An 18,026-nucleotide genomic window follows, 5' to 3' on the forward strand; every position below is an offset into this window, starting at 1 on the left:
GCATGCTCGATGCCGTCAGCCGTCAGCCGTCAGCCGTCAGCCGTCAGCCGTCAGCCGTCAGCCGTCAGCCGTCAGCCGACGTCGCCGTCCACGTAATACCAGCGTCCACGCTCGTGTGTGAAGCGGCTGCGCTCGTGCAGCACGCCGCCGTCGCGCGGTCGGCCGGGCGCCGGGAGCGTGCGCCAGAACGCACGGAACTCGACTTCGCCCCAGTCATCCGCCTCTGTGCCCGCCACTGTGTCGAGGATGTCCAGCCGTCGCCACTCGACATCGGGGTCCAGCACAAGCTCGCGCGGCCTCGTCGACGGATGCCACGTCGCGCGCAGATACGCCGCGTCACCCACCGCGAACGCCGAGTATCGCGACCGCATGAGGCGTTCCGCCGTGCCGGCCGTCGCGACGCCGCGGTGCAGCGGGGCGCAGCATGCGTCGTAGGCGGATCCGCTCCCGCACGGGCACGGATCCGAGTTGTTCATGTTCCTACTGTGACAGCTCCGGGTATCGAGGTGCCGAGCCGCGGAGCCGCTCGTCCGGTGGACTGTATGCAGTTCGCGGAGGAACGGGCACCTTCGGAACGAGGAACGGGCACCCTCAAGTGAAGAATGGGGCACCTTCGGGGGGAGGAACGGGCACGTTCGGGAGGAGAGACGGGCACGTTCGGGAGGGGAAACGGGCACGTTCGGGAGGAGAGACGGGCACGTTCGGGAGGGGAAACGGGCACGTTCGGGAGGGGAAACAGGCACTTTCGGGAGGAAGGGACCGCACGCTCGACGGGTCAGGAGGTGAGCATCCGCTCGTTCAGCTCGTGCACCTGCTGCGTGAAGACCGTCGCGCCGCCCTGCGCAGGATGCCGCAGCGCCGGCGCCTCGACGCCCGCACTCGCCATGGCGCCCTGAGCCTTGCGGCCCACCGCCGCGATGACCTCGATGCCGAATGCCCTGGCGAGGGCCAGCGCGACGGGCGCGCCGGCGCGTACTTCTGCGGGGCGCGGCGCCCGATTGGTGAGACGGTCGCCCGCCACGAACGGGTGGTTCGGGTAGACCCCCCAGAGCAGGGGCAGCGGTCCGCGCCACGACGCCAACGCCCGCCACACGATGCCGGACGAGGACTCCCAGGCGGCATCCGGATGCTCAGGCACCTCGAATCCGTCCCCCTCCGGCCGGCCGGTGATGAGTCCGGGGCGAGCCGTCAGCTGGCGCACGCTGGTGAATGGCACGCCGCTGACCGTCATCCCGCGGTATCCGGGTGCTTCGGCGAGCAGCAGCACAATCGGACGGATCTCCGCCATCAGCCCGAGGTAGTGCAGCAGGTTGCGGCGCCGCAGCGCGCCCCGCGGCGTCGCCGGGTCGTACAGGAACTCGGCATCGCCGGGCACGTCGACGGCCAGGGCGTCGAGCGCCTCGAGGAACGGCGCGAAGTCCGCGCGCGGAGTTGCGGGCACCATGCTCTCGCTCACCGCCTCGTCAGCGCGAGTTCTTCAGCGCGAGCCATCGAGCACTCGGCATCACCGGTGCAGCAGTTCCCGCCAGTCCGCGGGAACACGTCCCTGGGGACCGGGAGCCGGCTGCGATTCGGGCCGGCTCGACGGCGGGGCGAGCTCCGGACCGGATGCCATCGCCTCGGTCACGTAATCCCAGTACCAGTCCTCGCCCGGCTCGAAGCTCTGCATGAAGCGGTGCCCGGTCTCCCGGAAGTGCGCGGTCGCGTGCTGCGCAGGCGAGGAGTCACAGCATCCGATGTGGCCGCACTCCGCACAACGTCGGAGGTGGAACCACCAACCGCCTTCGGCTTCGCAGTCAGCGCATCCGGTGCCGCTCGGCGGCACTGCCGGCTCGATGCCCGGGATCTCGGCCACGGATTCAGTCCTTCTCGCGCAGCCAGTGGGACCTGCGGAACGTGCGACCCCACCACGCGGTGAGGCCCTCGCCTTCGTACTGCTCGGGGTCGGCATCCAGCACGGCGTCGCCGTCAGGCGCGGGCAACCCGGCGACGTCGGATTCGTCGATCGACGTGGCGACGCCGTCGGTCGTGATCGCTGTCACCTGGTTCGCGTCCACGAACCGCAGGCCGTGGTGCGTGCGCACGGCCAGGCCGTCGAAGAGGTCGAGCGAGGGATCCTGCAGCACGTGCTCCACGGTCCCCACGTGCTCGCCGCCGGCGGTCGTGACGACGGCGCCCTTCTGCAGCGCGGTGTAGGCGATGGGTTCGGACACGGTGCCTCCTCGATCGGGTCGCAGCTGCCGATGCGGGCGCACGAGCGGGTGCTGTCGAGCGCGGCCGCGGGCACCCGTGACCACACACTACGCCGCAACACCGTGTAACACGGATTCACACGGTTACCGCCGGATGCGGCGATCGCGCCCCTCCCGCGCACCATGGTCGGGTGACAGCAACACCCATTCCGACACTCCACCCGACTCACGATCGGGACGCAGGTCGACCCGCGGCAGGCGGGCGTGACACGGGCACGCACGACGTCCCCCAGCGTGGCACCGCCCTCGACACGGACGTGGCGTCCGACCCCGACGAGCCGTTCGGGTTCACGACCGCCCAGGTGCACGCGGGGGCCGAACCGGATTCCGCGTTCGGCTCGCGTATCCCGCCGATCTACCTCTCTGCCGGGTTCGTCTTCGACGATTTCGACCAGGCGCGCGATCGCTTCGCCGGTGAGGTGGACGGGTACACGTACTCGCGGTCCGGCAACCCGACGACCGCGGCGGTGGAGCGACGGCTCGCGGTGCTCGAGGGCGGCTTCGCCGCACCGGATGCCGAGGCCATCGTCGTCGGCAGCGGCCAGGCGGCTCTCACCGTGGCGTTCCTCGGCGTTCTGCAGGCAGGCGACCACATCGTGTCGGCGAACAGCATCTACGAGGGCACCCGTGGCCTGCTGCGGGAGAACCTTGCCAGGCTCGGCATCGCCAGCGACTTCGTCGGTGAGGCGAGCGGCCGATCGAGTGGAGTGGGGCCGAGCGGCGCCGCGGCGAACGATCCGGATGCGTGGCGACGCGCCATCCGTCCGGAGACAAGGGCTCTGTTCATCGAGCCGATCCCCAACCCGAAGAACGACCTCGTCGATGTGGAGGCGATCGCTCGAGTCGCGCGCGAGGCCGGCATCCCGCTCATCGTCGACAACACGCTCGCCACCCCCTACCTGCTGCGTCCCTTCGAGTTCGGCGCCGACATCGTCGTGCACTCGGCGAGCAAGTTCCTCGCCGGCCACGGCGCCGCGCTCGGCGGTGTCGTCGTGGACTCCGCGCGCTTCGACTGGGGTGCCCGACCGGATGCCTTCCCTCACCTGAACACCCCGCAGCGCGCTCTCGGCGGTCGGTCGTACGTCGAGGCCCATGGCGGTTCGGCCTACGTCGCGTACACGCGCCAGGTGGTGGCATCGCGGCTCGGACCCACGCTGTCGCCGTTCAACGCCTTCCTGCTGCAACAGGGACTGGAGACGTTGTCGTTACGCGTTGCGCAGCACTCCCGCAACGCGCTCGCCGTTGCCGCCTGGCTGGAAGGGCAGCCCGAGGTGGAGTCCGTCGACTACTCGGGGCTGGCATCCAGTCCGTACCACGGCCTGGCGCAGAAGTATCTGCCGGACGGGCAGGGCAGCGTGTTCGCGTTCACGTTGCGTGGCGGGGAACCGGCGGCCCGTGCGTTCCATGACGCGCTGCGACTGTTCAGCCGGATGACGCACCTGGGCGACGTGCGGTCGCTGGTGCTGCATCCGGCGACCACGACACACACGTTGCGCACGGCAGAGGAGCGTCTCGCTGCGGGAATCGGGCCTGGCACGCTGCGACTGTCGATCGGGATCGAGGATGCCGACGACCTCATCCGTGATCTGGCGAGGGGGCTCGCCGCGGTGCGCGCGCTTCGGTCCGAGGCGCTCGCCGGATGACCGTACCGCCCGCCTGTCGCGCTCTGCGCAGCATCCAAGCCCGTCGTCGCACAACGTCGCCGCCGCGCTCACGTGTGGCGCCGCGGTCTCGTGTTCATAACTCAGGAGCACTCGGCGGGCACGGAACCATGAGCCGCGCAGTCCTGCGGAATTCCGGGCCCAGGCAGCGAGTCGCACCCTGTTGCTCCTGAGTTATGAACCGGCCGGGCTCGGCAAGCACAGAAACACAGACGCAGAAACACCGACGAGGAACACCCCATGACACACAGGCAGCACTTCGGATGGTTCTTCTCGAGCGGCTTCCGGCCGCAAGGCTGGGGTCGCCCAGACTGGCGTTGGGGCTACGACTGGACGAAACCGGATCTCTACCAGCACTCGGTGCGCGAGCTCGAGCAGGCGGGCCTCGACCTGGTGATCATGGAGGATGCGATCTCGATCGGCTCGCCGGAGACGCTCGATCTGCGGGTGCGCTCCGCGTACGGCGGTCCCAAGCACGACCCGCTGCTGCTCGCGCCGTATCTGTTCCAGGCGACGCAGCACATCGGCATCGTCCCGACGATCAATGCAGGCGCGACCCCGCCGTACCTCGCCGCTCGGCAGGCGGCGACCCTGCAGCACCTGAGCGACGGGCGCTTCGGCATCAACGTCGTCACCGATGTGGGCAGCGCCAGGCATTTCGGGCTGGAGAAGCTCGAGCACGACGCCGCATACGACCGCGCCCAGGAATGGCTCGATGTGGTGCGCGAGCTCTGGCACAGCTGGGACGAGGGCGCGTATATCGCCGACGCCGACACGGGGCGCTTCGCCGACGGATCCCGCATCCGCGCCACCCAGCACGACGGCGAGTACTTCCGCGTGGCCGGTCCGCTCAACGCCATCCCCTTCTCGGGTTCGGCGTCCGGAGCCGACTATCCGGATGCGTTCGGCACCAGGAACGGGGACCCGGCGATCGTCTCTCCCGGCGGCTCCGGCCGCGGGCTGGGGTTCGCGGGCGCGAACTCCGACGTGCAGCTCGCGCTCGCCCCGCTGAACGTCGACGCCGTGCGGGCGTACCGAGCGAAGGTGGTCGAGGCGGCCGAGGCTGCGGGACGACGGGCATCCGACGTCAAGACGCTGTTCGTGTTCAAGCCAGAAGTCGTCCCGAGCGAAGACGAGGCGAAGCGCGTGGTGGATGCCTCGCGTCATCCCTCGGACGACGAGTTGCGCGCCGAGCTCCTCGGCCAGTCCAGCGACGCGGAGACCGACCTCACCGGACTCGACCTGGATGCCCCGCTCGATCCCTCGATCTTCGGACCGCACGTCTCGCGCGGCACCATCAAGGGACTGCTCGGATCCGCGCCGAGCTTCGACGCGCAGCCGCTGCGCGACCTGCTCGTCGCCAAGGCGCGCAAGGGACTCGTCGCCGACCGGTCCGGGTTCGTGGGTACGGCGGGTCAGCTGGCGGACGTCATCGAGGAGTTCGGCGAGGATGCCGGCAACGACGGCTTCATCTTCTCCGGTGACCTGCATCCGGTGACCGTCCACCGCATGCTCGACGACCTCGTGCCCGAGCTGCGGCGGCGAGGCATTCTGCGCACGTCGTACGCGCCGGGCGGTCTGCGTGCGAACCTCAGCGACTTCTGAGGCCGGTCGGGCGCTCGAACTGCAGAAATGGCTCCAATGTGGTGACCTTGGAACCATTTCTGCAGTTCAGACGTCGGTGCGGGTGGCGGCAAGGGCCACGAGCGCCTCGCGGTTCGTGTCGTAGAACTTCTCGTCGTCGACGATGCCGATCTCACGCATCCGCTTGACGAGAGGAAGCCGGGCGCGGCTGTATCCGAGCGTGATGTCGTGGTCCGTCAGCCATGTCTTCAGGGCGTCCATGGTCTCGGCCGCTGTGACGTCCACATCGGTCACGGACTCCAGGTCGATGACCACGTCGTGCACAGGTGGGGTGGAGGATGCGCGCACCGCGCGCTTGACGGCATCCGCGAAGACCGTGCTGTTGGCGAAGAACAGCGGTGCGGCGAGCCGGATCACGATGACACCCGGCGCGGTCTCGTGCCCGCTCGGAGCGCTGTCGAGGAGCGAGTGGTCGGGGTTGTCATCCGCTTCCAGAACGTCGATCGCCGGCCGCGACGCCCTGCTCGCCAGGTTGACCAGCGCCAGCACGAACGACACGGCGATGCCCGCGATCGCGCCGACGAAGAGCGTCACGAGAAAGCAGACGGCGCCGATGATGAACTCGAACCTGTCCTGCTTCCACATGGTGACGAAGTCGCGGATGCCGAGCAGCGGCAGCACCGCGACGCCCACGATCGCGCCGATCGCCGGGGACGGGATGTCTGCCAGCAGCGCCGTGCCGAAGATCACCAGCAGCAGCGTGCCAACGGCGGCGACGAGGCTGGGGAGCTGGGTGCGGGATCCCGACGAATCCATGGCGGCAGTGCGGGAGGTGGAGGAGCCGACGGTGAAGCCACCCGTTGCACCCGCGGCGACGTTCGCCAGACCGAAGGCGAACAGATCCTGGTTCGGATTCGTGGAGTAGCCCCGCTTCTCGCCGTAGCTGCGGGCGACGAGCAGGCCCTCCGCCATCGTGACGAACAGCAGAGCGATCGCGGACGGGAAGAGGTTGAGCCATTGCGTCCAGGAGAGAATCGGCCAGGTGAAGTGCGGCGGTCCGGCATCGACCTTGCCGAGCACGGAGACTCCCGCGTGCTCCAGGCCCGTGGTCACGACGACGATGGTGGCCAGCACCAGCACGATCAGCGCCCACGGCACGACCTTCGCGATGCGCGCGCCGACCATGAGGACCACGACGGCGACGACCGAGATGAGCACGGACCACCAGTTGAGGGATCCGATATTGCCGAACAGGTCGCCGACCTTCTCGACGAATTCGCCCCCTGAGTTGATTTTCACGCCGAGCATCTTGGCGATCTGGCTGACCAGGATGTCCAGCGCAAGACCGCCGACGAATCCCACCAGGATCGGCTTCGACAGGAAGTTCGCGAGGAAGCCGAGCCGGAAGACGGCCGTGATGAGGAACAGCGCGCCGCAGATGATCGCCTGCGCGAGCGCCATCGTGAGGTAGTCGGCGCTGCCTGCGGCCGCCAGTCCGCCGATCGACGAGGCCACGAGTGCGGCTGCCGCGGCATCCGGAGACGCGACCAGCTGTCGCGAGGAGACGACCAGCGCGTAGATGGCCGCCGGCACGATGAGGGCGTAGAGGCCCGCGGTGGCGGGGAGGCCGGCGATCTGGGCGTAGCCGATGTTGAGGGGCACGGCGATGGCGAGGAGCGTGACGCCGGCGAGCAGTTCCCGCAGCAGGTTGTGCCCGGTGAGACCCATGAGCGGTCGCATGATCTTCACGTTGAGCCTCCTGATGCTCGACGCTATTCCGGCGCATCACCGGCGCATCACGCCGATCGGGTACTTCGCCCGGAGTGGGCGACGCACGCGCGGTCCCGCCCCCCCTCTTCCCCCGAAGGTGCGCGTCTCTCCGCGCGAGGGTGCGCGTTTCTCCGCGCGAGGGTGCGCGTTTCTCCACGTGAGGGTGCGCGTTTCTCCACGTGAGGGTGCGCGTTTCTCCACGTGAGAGTGCGCGTCTCTCCGCGCGAGAGTGCCCTCGCGAGACCGAGGATGTGCACCTTCGGCGCTAGAGCGTCGTGCCGAAGCGGGCACCCAGCTCCCGGATGCGCTGCTCACGGTGCTCGGGACGCATCCGGCCGGCGAGTTCCAGCTGTCCGATTCCGTGCAGGGCTCCCCAGAACACCTCCGTCTTCGCTCCGCCGCTGTCGTCTCCGATGGTCTGCGCGAGGATGTCGAACGCGTCGCGCAGCTCGGAGACGGTGTCGTCGCTGGCGAACCGGGTGTCGATCGGCAGCTGGAACATCGCCTCGTACACCGCGGGATGCGCCGTCGCGAACTCGAGATACGCGGTGGCGATGGCCTCGACGGCACGACGCCCGGTCTTGCGTCCCACCGCGGCGCGGCAGTGATCCGTGAACTCGACGAATCCCTCGAGCGCGACGGTCAGCATGATCTCGTTCTTGCCGCCGGGGAAGTGGCCGTACAGAACGGGTTGCGTGTAGCCGATGGCATCGGCGAGATGCCTCGTGGTGACGGCGGACCAGCCGTCGGCATCCGCTCGCGCTCGCGCGGCATCAAGGATGCTCCGCCGTCGTTCGTCGCTGCGCTGCTGGCGAGCCGTGGTGTCGGCCATTGCACTCCCTCACTCGTCGTCTCTGGCACTGATCGCTCGGCCGGAAACGGCTCTTGCGATCCGAACGCCTACGGTCTACATTAGCACTGCTAGAAAATATAGCGATGCTAGATTCTGGAAAGGAACCATCATGATCCCCGCCCTCGCCGTCATCACCGGAACCGTCGTCGGCCTCATGGCCGGCGTGGAGTTCGCCGTCGCCTTCGTCTTCAACCCGATCATGACCGCGCTGCCCATCGGGCCGTCGATCGAGGCCCGCGCCCACGGCGGCAGGATGCTCGGCCGCGCGATGCCGTTCTGGTACTTCGGATCGCTCATCCTCGCGGTGCTCCTCGCCGTCTTCACCTGGGGCACGGCCGCGGCGGCGTCGGCGCTCATCGGTGCGGCGCTGCTCGCCGTGAGCGTCATCATGTCCATCACGCTGCTCGTGCCCATCAACAATCGCTCCAAGACGTGGACCGCGGACGAGCATCCGGCCGACTGGCGCGAGCAGTACCGCCGCTGGGACGGCCTGCACTATGCCAGGGTCGCGGTCGTCGTGGCCGGGTTCGTGCTCGTCCTGGTCGCGGGCGTTGTGCTCTGAGCGTCGTGCACTTTCGGGGCCAGAGTCGTGCACTTTCGGCGAGGCGCGGGATGTCGGCCGGCACAAGGTAGCGTGCTGCTGTGCCCGTCCCGCCCTCGTCACGTCCAGCATCCGCATCCGACGCCATCGTGCTGCGGCCGCTTCCGGTGACCCGTCGCGGCTACCTCGTCGGCGGCCTGTTCGTCGCGGCGATCGGGGTGTTCCTCGTCGTGGTGGGATTCGTCGTCGGATTCACCTCCGGCACGGTCTGGCTGCTCGCGATCCTCGGTGTTCTGCTGGCCGCCTACGGGGTGGTCGTCGCGGTGCGCGGTCAGACGGTGTCCGTCACGCTGAGCTCGGATGCGGCCACCGTTCGCGGACTCATGCTCACGACGACGGTGCCTCGGGCGAGCATCCGGAAGGCGACGAACAAGCCGTCGCTGGAATGGACGGATGCCGCCGGCCGCGAGCACAGCACCCGCATCACGGCTCTCAATCTCGGCAACCGGTCCGGAATGGCGCCCGCTGTCGTGAAGCACGTTGATGCGGAGTACGAACGCCTCAAGGCCTGGATCCGGACGTCGCAGCGCTGACGGGAACCTCAGCTCAGGACCCCAGCCGGCAACAGCGCCACTTGCGCACTATTGCGCCCTCCGGGGTGGCGCAGTAGAGCGCAAGTGGCGCTGTTGCCGATTGTGTTGCCCGGTCGTAGATAGCCCCGCATGTTTGCAGGGCCGGCTTGGGCACCCGCGGCCCGCCGCGCTCAGCCCACCTCGTCCGGCGCCTCGGGCGCCGGCTCATGGGCGCGGGCCGACCACACTGCGCCGATGCTCGCCGAGACCACGAGCACGACGGCGATCACGCCGACCCACGTGAACGTCTGATGCAGCAGCGCGAGCCCGGCGAGCGCCGCGATGGCCGGCGCGAGGCTGAGCAGAATGGCGAACGCCGACGGATGCAGCCGCCGCAGCGCCAGAAGCTCCAGCCCGTACGGGATGGTCGACGACAGCAGCGCGACGGCGGCACCGAGAAGCAGCACCTCGGGGCGCAGCAGGGCGGATCCCGCCGACACGATCCCGAATGGCGCGGATGCGATGGCACCCACCAGCATCGCCAGCGCCAGCCCGTCGAGCTTCGCGAACCGTCGGCCCGTCTGCCGCGACAGCAGGATGTAGCCGGCCCACGACGCACCTGCGCCCGCCGCGAGCAGCACGCCGATGATGTCGAGGTCGCCGAAGCTGCCCTCGCCGAGCAGCGCGACACCGATCGCCGCGAGCCCGGCCCACAGCCAGGCGATCGCCCGGCGTGCGGCCACCACGGACAGCACGAGCGGTCCGAGCACCTCGATCGTCACCGCGGCACCCAGCGGGATGCGGTCCAGCGACAGATAGAACAGTCCGTTCATGAGCGCGAGCACGAGACCGAATCCGACGACCGTCAGCCACGACGTGCCGCGGATGCCCCGCAGCGACGGCCGCGCGATCGGCAGCAGGATCACCGCTGAGAACAGCACGCGAAGGAACACCATGCCGAGCGCACCCACCCGCGGGAACAGCAGCACCGCGACGGATGCCCCGACCTCCTGGCACACGAGCCCGACGACGACGAGCGCTGCGTAGCGCGAGTGGGTGGCGGTGCCACCTGCCCCTGTCGCTGCGCCATCCGTCACCACTCGACGCTACCGCCCGGCCGAACCCCCGAGCACCGCTGGAGAGCGGTCAGCTCACGCCATCGGATCCGCGCCGGCATCCGTGCGCCACACGTGCGTGCTGGCGGGCGGCTCGGCGCGCAGCCGCCGCAGTGCGTCGACGAGCGGCGTGACCTGGGCGGCCTCCGCCCGGTAGCGGTGCGCCGTGCGCGACACCGTGATCGTGACGATCGCGGTCCCGGCTCCCTCGGCGACGTCCGCGTCCACCTCGCCCTCGAGCAGCACGAAGTCGGGGGCGTCGTGCGGATTCCCCGACGCGAACACCAGCCACTCCTCGGTCAGCCCGAGCTCGCCGTCCACCCAGCGTCCGTCACGCAGAGCGGATGCCGCCACCGCCTCCGTCACCAGGTACTGGTTCCGAGGCAGCAACTGTTCCACATGCACGCGTCGCACCGGCTCGCTCACTGCGCCTCCCTCCTGCTCAGCACTGCTCCGTCGCGCTCCGTCATGCTCGGTCTCGCTCACTGCGCCTCTCGCGTGCTCACGTCAGCTCCGCCCAGTCGGCAGGCAGCGGCTCTGCGCGCCACATGGCATCCGGAAGCCACTCCGACCAGTCGGCGCCGAACGGCCACCCGCCGCGTGCGGCGACCTCGGTCATCTCGGCGGCGGATCGCCGCGCCAGCTCCGCCACCTCGACGGACATCGTGCCGGCCCTGACGCACCACTCGAGTTCGTCGGCATCCTTCACGGTCACATCGTGTTCCTGACCCGTGACGACGAGGTCGAGCACCCAGTCCTCGGTGTCGAAGCCGAGCCGTGTGCGGGTCCACGGACGCTCGAAGTTGACGTAGAAGTGGGACGACCAGACGCCGTCGGCATCCACCCATCTCCACACCGACCACGGCTCCGACGGACGATGCACGTAGACCACGCCGTCGCCGCGCCACTCGCGCTCGGTGTGGGTGCCGTCCCATCCGCCGCGCACCATGTTGCGTCCGCGCGGGCCGCTGCGTTCGCCGCCGCGCTCCCTGTGCAAGGTCTTCGGCGGCTGGTACAGCACGACGAGGTCGTCGTCGGTGATGACGCGTGCCGTGTGCGCGTAGCCGACGTGCTGTTCGTGGTGGCCGGGATCCGCATCCGTCACGTTGCGCAGCACGATCACGTCGCCGCGGGTCCAGTGCTCGACGGAGGGCTGTCGATCATCGGATGCCGGATGTTCGCGCCACGTCATGCGCGTCAGCCTAGGGCTTGTCCGCGGCCACGGCGGCGGTGCCGTATCCGGCTTGGCCACGTACGGCACTGGCTGGGCTGCGCCGCGAATCGGATGCGGTACCTTGACTGAACCTCCGCGCTTTTGTAGTGTGCTGAAACAAATAGCGGAAGGGCGTGGCGTGGCAGAAGCCGAATGGCCACCGGAGTTCCTGCCGGGTGACCGAACCGTGCGTCGAAGGCGGCGGCTTTCCGGAGGATTCGCCATGCCGTCTGGCTCTGCGAGCTCGACGATGGACGGAACGTCGTGGTCAAGGCGTCGTCCCACGACTGTGCTGAGCTGTTCGCCGCGGAGGCGGAGGGCCTGGAGGTGCTGCGGGGACGCGGCGGTCTCACGACGCCCCGAGTGATCGCGTCCGGCTCCCGATCGATCGTGCTGCAGGCCTTCGACCCTGAGATTCCCGACACCGACCGATTCTGGGAGCACGCCGGTCGTGAAGCCGCGCGCCTGCACAACTCCACGGCATGCGACCGCTTCGGATGGGACCACGACGGCTGGCTCGGCCTCCTGCCGCAGCACAACTTGTGGGACGTTGAGGGACATCGCTTCTTCGCCGAGAACCGGGTGCTTCGCTTCCTCGGTGAGCCACGAGTGGAGGCGGCCCTCGAGGCGGCCGACCGTCGCGGCATCGAAAGGATGTGCGCACGGCTGCCCGACTTGGTCCCGGACACCGGCGCCTGCCTGACCCACGGAGACATGTGGCGCAACAACGTGATCGCCGACAGCGGCAGGAAACCGGTCTTCCTCGATCCGGCCGTGAGTTACACCCGGGCCGAGGTCGACGTCGCGCACATGCTCTGCTCCGGTGGCGTCCCCGAATCCTTCTTCGCCGCCTACGCGGAGGTTCGGCCGCTGCACCCCGACTGGCGCGAGCACGCACGCATCCTGAACCTCCGGCAGCTTCTTGCGATGTTGGCCGCCGGCATCCCCATTCCGACGATCGTCTCGTCCATCCGCGAACTCATCACAGCGTACGCATGAGACCGGTTCCCGCGGCCTCGGGGCGCGCCTACCGCGCCGCAGGACTCGGGCCACACGGCGTCTGGCGCACGCTGGATCGCGGGTTGTTCGAGGTCTCGCCACATCATGAGCAGATCCACACGGCCCTGCACCGGGTGTCGAAAGGCTCCAAGGGTCGACCCGATGATGCGGAACCCTTCGGAGGCGTAGAGCCGGACACTACTTCGCTGATCGCGCGTAAGCGAATCCGCTTACGCACCGTGGGCGCGACTGTCGGCGCTAATCCCCGCCGACAAGGATGGCGTATGCCTCCGTGTCGGAGGCGGGGGTGCCGGTCAGCACGAGACGGACCAGACGGCTAGCGTTCCTCGTTGGGGTCAGCGGGTTGACGGCTTCTTTGCGGGGCTTGCTGTCGCACGATGAGACCGAGCCGCTGGTGTTCAGCACCCCATCGACGAAGACTTGGTAACCCATTCCCTGAGGCTGATTGGCGCACGCAAACGTGACGCGCAACGTGTCGATGCCGACAGGAACGCCGGCTGTGGTTTCGATCGTGCCGGAATCGCCGAGCAGAGTCACCCGCGTCAGCTCATGTGCGGCACGGGCGGGAAGCCTGAGTGGCTTGTCCCCGCCCGTGAAGACCATGATCTTCGCGGAGCCCAACGGCGTCGGCGTCCGGGTGCTGTCCGCGGATGGTGCGCTCGACGTGCATCCCGCAAGTGCAGCCACCGCGGCAAGAGCAACGGAGGTAAGGACCACGCGTGTGCGACTCATCCGCTGCCCTCCTCCTCGCCCTGAACGGATTCCACTTCTAGCAGACGACGACCCTGTTCTGCATGCCATGAGATCCATTCGCGGGCGCCCAAGGAGTTGATGCCGTGATCTGGGTAGGCGGACGCGTTTCTCGGAGGCGTGGGTGCAGCAGCGTGTGCGCCCGCCAGGGCCGTGTCCGTCCAGGCGTTGTGCGCGCTATGTTTTCGACCGTGACTGGTACACAACGCGATCAGAGCCGACGCGGTCGTCTCAGCGCCAAGCGTGTTGCGGAAATCGTCGCCCTCGCCCTTGTCGTCGTAGCTGTCGCTCTCGCCCTAGTCGTTCTTCCCTCTGAATCGGTCGCGAGCAACTCCGGCGGACCGGCGACCGTGACGGTGATCGCGCTTTGGGAAGGTGGACCCCCCATCGGCGTAGTTCTGGTGGTGCCGCTCCTGATTGCTCTTGCTCCGTTGCTGGCTCGCGGTCGGGCCAGTCAACCAGTCACGGTCATCGCTTCAGTGCTCCTGGTCATCTTCTCGGGTGCCGCCATGTTCGGAGTGGGAAGGTTCTTCCTCCCAGCCGCGATCGTCGAAGTTGTCGCCGCCTGCCTTCCCGCGCCACGAGCCACGCGACGCCCAATACCGGAACGCGCCGCATAGCCATCACGCGGTACCTTGCGGGATCCATCTGCGGTTACCAGTTTGGCTTCTTGAATTCCGGAGGATGCGGCGGCGTGGTGTGCTGATCGATGCAAGAGTGTGCGCATGTACCCATGTCCGTGTTGCGGCTATCTCGTTTTCAAGGAGGCCCCTGGCAGCTACGCGAATTGCCCTATCTGCTCGTGGGAGGACGACTCCTCCCAGTTGAAGTTCCCCGATCATGGGGGTGGCGCGAATAGAGAGTCCCTGGTCGAAGCTCAGGCGAACTACGAGCTGTTTGGAGCGTCAAACCAGCAGCGCATGCCTGGCGTGCGGCCGCCGGCTCCCCGCGAGCGACGTGATCAGGGGTGGCGAAGGATCGACCTACCACGTGACTACCCGGTGGAGATCCCCCGAAAGGTTTGGCCTGCAGACGACACCGCGTTGTATTGGTGGCGACCAACCTTTTGGCTTCGGGAGCCGGTCCTCGTTATCCGCTACAGCTGACGTGCCCGCAAGCGGGTCCCCGAGCGCGCAGGACCCGACGAACTTGCCCGCCAACTGCGCGTGACCGGATCCGCCCACGCGCCTGCCGGGCCCCGGCCGCTGCGCTGATGCGGTCGGCACTCCCGCACCAACCGGGACCAGAGTGGTCCCGGCGTCGTGGGGCATACTCGGCCTACGGGGCGAGGTACTTCCGCGCCGTAGAGACCTTCATGTACAAGCGCAGGTTGTCGATGCCAGTGCTGAGGAATCCTTGAGCCCCGTACCAATCGAAGACTTGCTGGTTTTCAGCGTCAACGACGATCACCTGCCCGCCTCCACGGTCGGCGGACCCGATGATCTCCTCCAAAGCGGCTCGGAGCAGTTCTCTGCCCCACGTGCCTCCTCGAAGCGAACGGTCAAGCGCAAGTTTGGCGAGAAGCCAGCCTGGCGCCTGTCGCATGATGGCGCGCCCGATCTGGTGTGGCGCCATGTCGCTTCGCACCGTTGTGGGGCAGATGGCGAAGTAGCCGCAGACATGCGGCGCCATGCCATCCCCGCGACGAACGAGGAGGTAGACGGCGGAGGTTCCGCGCGCGTCTGCTTCCAAGGCGTGGAGCACAAGCCAGGTGTTGTAGTACTCCTCGCCGCAATCAAATGCCCCGAGGTCGTGGTCGGGGGTCAGTCGTTCGATTCTGTATTCGGGTGTGCTCACCGGGAGATCCGACGAGGCAACGTCGCAAGATCTGCCAACTCTTCGGAGGCGTCGGGTACGTCGAGGGTGGCCATCATGGCGTCGAAAAGTTCAGCGGACATCACGGTTACGTCCGAGCGCGCGATCACCTTCAGGGCCGCCTGTCGAACGACGTCCGTGACGAACGCTGATTTGGATTGCTTGAGCAGATCCGCTGCTTCCTCGATCAGCTCGTAAGTCTCGGCATCCGTCCGTACTTCGAGCCTATGAGCTTTAGTTGCCGCCATGGCTTGCACCTCCTCGAACCGAATTGTACGGCAAGTGTACGGCAACACCAACCAGGGGAGCTGTGGATGCGCGCTGGCGGGATCCCTCAGAGCGCCTCTGCTTCCCGTGTTGGTCTGTCGACAACCTGACAGGCACCGCTGCGTGCCTCGGGTCCTTACGTTTCGGGCTGGCGGTCGATGAAGGCGGCCATCCCGGGGACAGTGAAGGCGATAACACCGTGTTCGGGCGCATAAATGAGACCCTTCGCAATGAGGGAAGCGCGGGCGGGTCCAAGGCTGGCGGGCTTACGGTGAAGGCGACTCGCGATTTCGCCCGAGGAACTCCCGCCGTCTCCATCCAGGGCCATTGCGCGTAGATAGGCCTGCTCGGCCCGGGTCGCACGATCCCAGCGAGCACGGAAGAACCCCGTGTCGAGCTGGTTCGTACCGTTCGCAACACCGAGGCGGGCATCAGTCATGACGATTCGCGGACCGGTCGCCACGTTCCATGTCTCCTGACCAAACTGCTGCAGGAAATACGGATAGCGGTCAGACGCCTCGACGACGACCGCGACGGCGTCGGTATCCCATTCCGCGTCTTCATACGCGGCGGGGATAGTGAGCGCCTCGGCGACTACCTGTGCACCCAGTTGCTCAATCCGTAGATACCGAAACCGTTCAGCGTAGGAGCGTGCCTCGGCGAGGATGCGCGGCAGGCTGGGCAAGCCGGCGAAGGCGAACATCGCGGGCCATTCATCCTGTGCGGCCGCATGGGCGATCGTGCACAGTGTGGCAAGTTCGTTCTCTTCGAGGTCCTGCGCTTCATCGACCAGAATCGCGACGCCGGTGCCGTCCTCTCGGGCGGCGTCCGCGAGGTCATGTATCAGTTTCTTCAGGTCGGTGTCGAGGGTGCCGGTGTCGGCACCCCCGCCATTGGAACCGGTGAGGTCCAGTCCAAACGTCCAGGTGCCGGTGGTGTCGTAGGACGTCTTGAAACTGATCGCCGTCTTGAGTGCTTTGAGCAGTCTGCGTCCGGCGCTGGGGCGGGCCAGGTCAGACAGAGGTTCGTACAGCGCCTCGCCAAGGATCTCGCGCAACGGTTTCCCGGACCCGGCCTCGATCTGGGCGACAATCCACCCTTTGCCCGTTGCATTGCGACGGAATTCGGATAGCAGCACCGTCTTGCCAACGCCGCGGAGCCCGTACAGGACGACGGGCTGATCGGTGCGCCCGCGCACCGCGCGCTGCAGGGAGGTCTCCCACGCGCTGAGGGCGTCATCCCGGCCGACGAGAGCGGCAGGCTTGCGGCCCGCACCGGGAGAGTAGGGGTTCCGAACAGGGTCCATGGATACGAATGTACCGAAATCTAGCGGGATGTAGCGTTTCTCTAGATAACAGCAGAATTGAGTAAACATGGCAGACCAAGCGCCTGATGGCGGGTGCAGCGTCTCAACCGCACGCAGCCGGATCCCCGTGTGCAACACCGAGTTGGTCGCGTTGTGGGAATTCAGTCAGTCTCGGGGAGGCATGTCGAAACTCGCGCCCCGAGGGCGACGAAAAGCTGAGAGCGACGACAAGCTGACAACAACGAGGAGAGCGCGCATGGAAATCGGTCAGGTCCTGCTTCGCGTCGACGACCTGGCGAGGGCGAGGGCGTTCTACGAATCGTTCACGGGCACCACCCCGGTGTATTGCGTGGCCGCCGAAGGTCCCGTCTACTTCCAGCTCGAGGGCGTGCGCCTCGTGCTCGATCGGAATGCGCCATCCACATCGTTGTTCTACGTGAAGGCTCGCGACATCCACGCCGCGACCGAGCGGCTAAGGGCGCAGGGTGTCGAGGTCGTCACCGAGCCTCACATCTACTTCGAGAATGTGGATGCCGCGGCCGGCCCGGCAGGCACGGTCGAGTGGCATGCGCTCCTCCGTGATTCGGAGGGGAATCTTGTCGGCCTCATCGAGCATCAACCGCAGCCGGAATCGTCGAGCCGCGCCCCGGGCTCATCTCACTGAGCGCCGGCGCTACTCGCTCTCGTCTGCGTGCCCGTGCGTCTGCTTCGTGAGCAGCATCCGTCGCTCGCCGATCCAGTCCATCGCGGCGAAGAGCAGTCCGGACACCACGAACGTCAGGTGCAGCACGACCCGCCACATCAGCTCGTTCGTTTCGATGTGGTTCTCTTTGCTGAGGCCTGTGAAGTCGGCCAGCAGGCCGATCGCGGAGATCGCCACGATCGACCCGATGAGCTTCATCTTCAGGCCGGAGAAGTCCACGTGGCCCATCCAGTGCGGTCGGTCCTCCGACTTCCGGGCGGCGGCGATCTTCGACACGAAGTTCTCGTATCCGGCGAAGATCACGATCAGCACGAGGTTCGCGAGCAGGCCGAGGTCGAGGAGCGCGAGCACGCTCAGCACGATGTCGTCGCCGGTCCAGACGATGAGATGCGTCGCGAGATGCCACAACTCCTGGAAGAACTTGATGGCGATGGCCACGAGCGCGACGACGAGCCCTATGTACATCGGTGCGAGCAACCAGCGGCTTGCGAAGAGGAATCGTTCCCCCGCGTGCTCGACCTTCTCGTACCAGGGCGTTCGGGCGGGCGGGGGTTCGAGACTCATCGATGCCTCCGTGGTCGGGTGCGGCCGGGGTGTCGAGAGC

General features: G+C 67.6%; 21 protein-coding genes. 7 read left to right on the top strand and 14 right to left on the bottom strand.

The features are described 5' to 3' along the window. Window positions 1-71: 71 nt before the first annotated feature. The 4 genes from ACX9R5_RS04000 to ACX9R5_RS04015 form a co-directional block, all read right to left on the bottom strand. A complete protein-coding gene (locus ACX9R5_RS04000) occupies window positions 72-476 on the bottom strand; it encodes a YchJ family protein (RefSeq protein ID WP_459407703.1) in 405 nt (134 codons plus the stop codon). 299 nt (window positions 477-775) lie between these two features. Further along, window positions 776-1,456, bottom strand: a complete 681-nt coding sequence (locus ACX9R5_RS04005; RefSeq protein WP_459407704.1) for a uracil-DNA glycosylase — start codon at window positions 1,454-1,456, stop codon at window positions 776-778. 48 nt (window positions 1,457-1,504) lie between these two features. Continuing rightward, complete coding sequence (locus ACX9R5_RS04010; RefSeq protein ID WP_459407705.1) at window positions 1,505-1,855, bottom strand: UBP-type zinc finger domain-containing protein; 351 nt, start codon at window positions 1,853-1,855, stop codon at window positions 1,505-1,507. A gap of 4 nt (window positions 1,856-1,859) precedes the next feature. Continuing rightward, window positions 1,860-2,213 carry a hypothetical protein gene (locus ACX9R5_RS04015; protein ID WP_459407706.1) on the bottom strand — a complete coding sequence of 118 codons (354 nt, stop codon included), beginning with the start codon at window positions 2,211-2,213 and terminating at the stop codon, window positions 1,860-1,862. A 296-nt stretch (window positions 2,214-2,509) separates the two neighbouring features. On the opposite strand from ACX9R5_RS04015, the gene ACX9R5_RS04020 reads away from it, so the two are divergent. Together ACX9R5_RS04020 and ACX9R5_RS04025 are read left to right on the top strand one after the other, a co-directional pair. Continuing rightward, entirely contained in the window at window positions 2,510-3,895 is a 1,386-nt protein-coding gene (locus ACX9R5_RS04020; RefSeq protein ID WP_459409033.1) for an O-acetylhomoserine aminocarboxypropyltransferase/cysteine synthase family protein, read from the top strand. Window positions 3,896-4,153: 258 nt separating this feature from the next. Then, window positions 4,154-5,518 carry an LLM class flavin-dependent oxidoreductase gene (locus ACX9R5_RS04025; protein ID WP_459407707.1) on the top strand — a complete coding sequence of 455 codons (1,365 nt, stop codon included), beginning with the start codon at window positions 4,154-4,156 and terminating at the stop codon, window positions 5,516-5,518. 66 nt (window positions 5,519-5,584) lie between these two features. Here the strand turns inward: ACX9R5_RS04025 and ACX9R5_RS04030 are convergent, their stop codons facing one another. Together ACX9R5_RS04030 and ACX9R5_RS04035 are read right to left on the bottom strand one after the other, a co-directional pair. Next, window positions 5,585-7,237 carry a SulP family inorganic anion transporter gene (locus tag ACX9R5_RS04030; RefSeq protein ID WP_459409034.1) on the bottom strand — a complete coding sequence of 551 codons (1,653 nt, stop codon included), beginning with the start codon at window positions 7,235-7,237 and terminating at the stop codon, window positions 5,585-5,587. 295 nt (window positions 7,238-7,532) lie between these two features. Then, on the bottom strand, window positions 7,533-8,099 hold the full coding sequence (locus tag ACX9R5_RS04035; RefSeq protein ID WP_459407708.1) for a TetR/AcrR family transcriptional regulator: 567 nt from the start codon (window positions 8,097-8,099) through the stop codon (window positions 7,533-7,535). Window positions 8,100-8,229: 130 nt separating this feature from the next. On the opposite strand from ACX9R5_RS04035, the gene ACX9R5_RS04040 reads away from it, so the two are divergent. Together ACX9R5_RS04040 and ACX9R5_RS04045 are read left to right on the top strand one after the other, a co-directional pair. Beyond that, window positions 8,230-8,682, top strand: coding sequence for an anthrone oxygenase family protein (locus tag ACX9R5_RS04040; protein WP_459407709.1), 453 nt, complete (start codon window positions 8,230-8,232; stop codon window positions 8,680-8,682). Window positions 8,683-8,762: 80 nt separating this feature from the next. Next, window positions 8,763-9,254: a hypothetical protein gene (locus tag ACX9R5_RS04045; RefSeq protein ID WP_459407710.1), complete on the top strand. Its 492-nt coding sequence runs from the start codon at window positions 8,763-8,765 to the stop codon at window positions 9,252-9,254. 170 nt (window positions 9,255-9,424) lie between these two features. On the opposite strand, the gene ACX9R5_RS04050 is transcribed toward ACX9R5_RS04045, so the two are convergent. The 3 genes from ACX9R5_RS04050 to ACX9R5_RS04060 form a co-directional block, all read right to left on the bottom strand. Further along, entirely contained in the window at window positions 9,425-10,330 is a 906-nt protein-coding gene (locus ACX9R5_RS04050; protein WP_459407711.1) for an EamA family transporter, read from the bottom strand. 54 nt (window positions 10,331-10,384) lie between these two features. Continuing rightward, window positions 10,385-10,774, bottom strand: coding sequence for a hypothetical protein (locus ACX9R5_RS04055; RefSeq protein ID WP_459407712.1), 390 nt, complete (start codon window positions 10,772-10,774; stop codon window positions 10,385-10,387). A gap of 76 nt (window positions 10,775-10,850) precedes the next feature. After that, a complete protein-coding gene (locus ACX9R5_RS04060) occupies window positions 10,851-11,540 on the bottom strand; it encodes a DUF402 domain-containing protein (protein ID WP_459407713.1) in 690 nt (229 codons plus the stop codon). A gap of 237 nt (window positions 11,541-11,777) precedes the next feature. Between ACX9R5_RS04060 and ACX9R5_RS04065 the strand changes: the two genes are divergently transcribed. Continuing rightward, window positions 11,778-12,560, top strand: coding sequence for a fructosamine kinase family protein (locus tag ACX9R5_RS04065; protein ID WP_459409035.1), 783 nt, complete (start codon window positions 11,778-11,780; stop codon window positions 12,558-12,560). A gap of 258 nt (window positions 12,561-12,818) precedes the next feature. Here the strand turns inward: ACX9R5_RS04065 and ACX9R5_RS04070 are convergent, their stop codons facing one another. Beyond that, window positions 12,819-13,313 (bottom strand): hypothetical protein, encoded by a 495-nt coding sequence (locus ACX9R5_RS04070; protein WP_459407714.1) that lies wholly within the window; start codon window positions 13,311-13,313, stop codon window positions 12,819-12,821. Between the two features lie 743 nt (window positions 13,314-14,056). On the opposite strand from ACX9R5_RS04070, the gene ACX9R5_RS04075 reads away from it, so the two are divergent. Beyond that, window positions 14,057-14,437, top strand: coding sequence for a CPCC family cysteine-rich protein (locus ACX9R5_RS04075; protein ID WP_459407715.1), 381 nt, complete (start codon window positions 14,057-14,059; stop codon window positions 14,435-14,437). Between the two features lie 172 nt (window positions 14,438-14,609). Here ACX9R5_RS04075 and ACX9R5_RS04080 read toward each other — a convergent pair whose 3' ends face one another. From ACX9R5_RS04080 to ACX9R5_RS04090, 3 genes are all read right to left on the bottom strand, one after another. After that, the gene (locus tag ACX9R5_RS04080) at window positions 14,610-15,128 is read right to left on the bottom strand and encodes a hypothetical protein (protein ID WP_459407716.1); all 519 of its coding nucleotides are present in this window, start codon (window positions 15,126-15,128) and stop codon (window positions 14,610-14,612) included. Next, the gene (locus ACX9R5_RS04085; RefSeq protein WP_459407717.1) at window positions 15,125-15,394 is read right to left on the bottom strand and encodes a type II toxin-antitoxin system TacA family antitoxin; all 270 of its coding nucleotides are present in this window, start codon (window positions 15,392-15,394) and stop codon (window positions 15,125-15,127) included. Before ACX9R5_RS04085 ends, ACX9R5_RS04080 begins: the two co-directional genes overlap by 4 nt. Before the next feature lie 155 nt (window positions 15,395-15,549). Continuing rightward, complete coding sequence (locus tag ACX9R5_RS04090) at window positions 15,550-16,719, bottom strand: ATP-binding protein (RefSeq protein ID WP_459407718.1); 1,170 nt, start codon at window positions 16,717-16,719, stop codon at window positions 15,550-15,552. 256 nt (window positions 16,720-16,975) lie between these two features. On the opposite strand from ACX9R5_RS04090, the gene ACX9R5_RS04095 reads away from it, so the two are divergent. Further along, window positions 16,976-17,383, top strand: coding sequence for a VOC family protein (locus tag ACX9R5_RS04095; protein WP_459407719.1), 408 nt, complete (start codon window positions 16,976-16,978; stop codon window positions 17,381-17,383). A gap of 9 nt (window positions 17,384-17,392) precedes the next feature. On the opposite strand, the gene ACX9R5_RS04100 is transcribed toward ACX9R5_RS04095, so the two are convergent. Further along, the gene (locus tag ACX9R5_RS04100) at window positions 17,393-17,986 is read right to left on the bottom strand and encodes a TIGR00645 family protein (RefSeq protein WP_459407720.1); all 594 of its coding nucleotides are present in this window, start codon (window positions 17,984-17,986) and stop codon (window positions 17,393-17,395) included. Between the last annotated feature and the right edge of the window lie 40 nt (window positions 17,987-18,026).

The organism is Rathayibacter sp. CAU 1779, assembly GCF_054551755.1.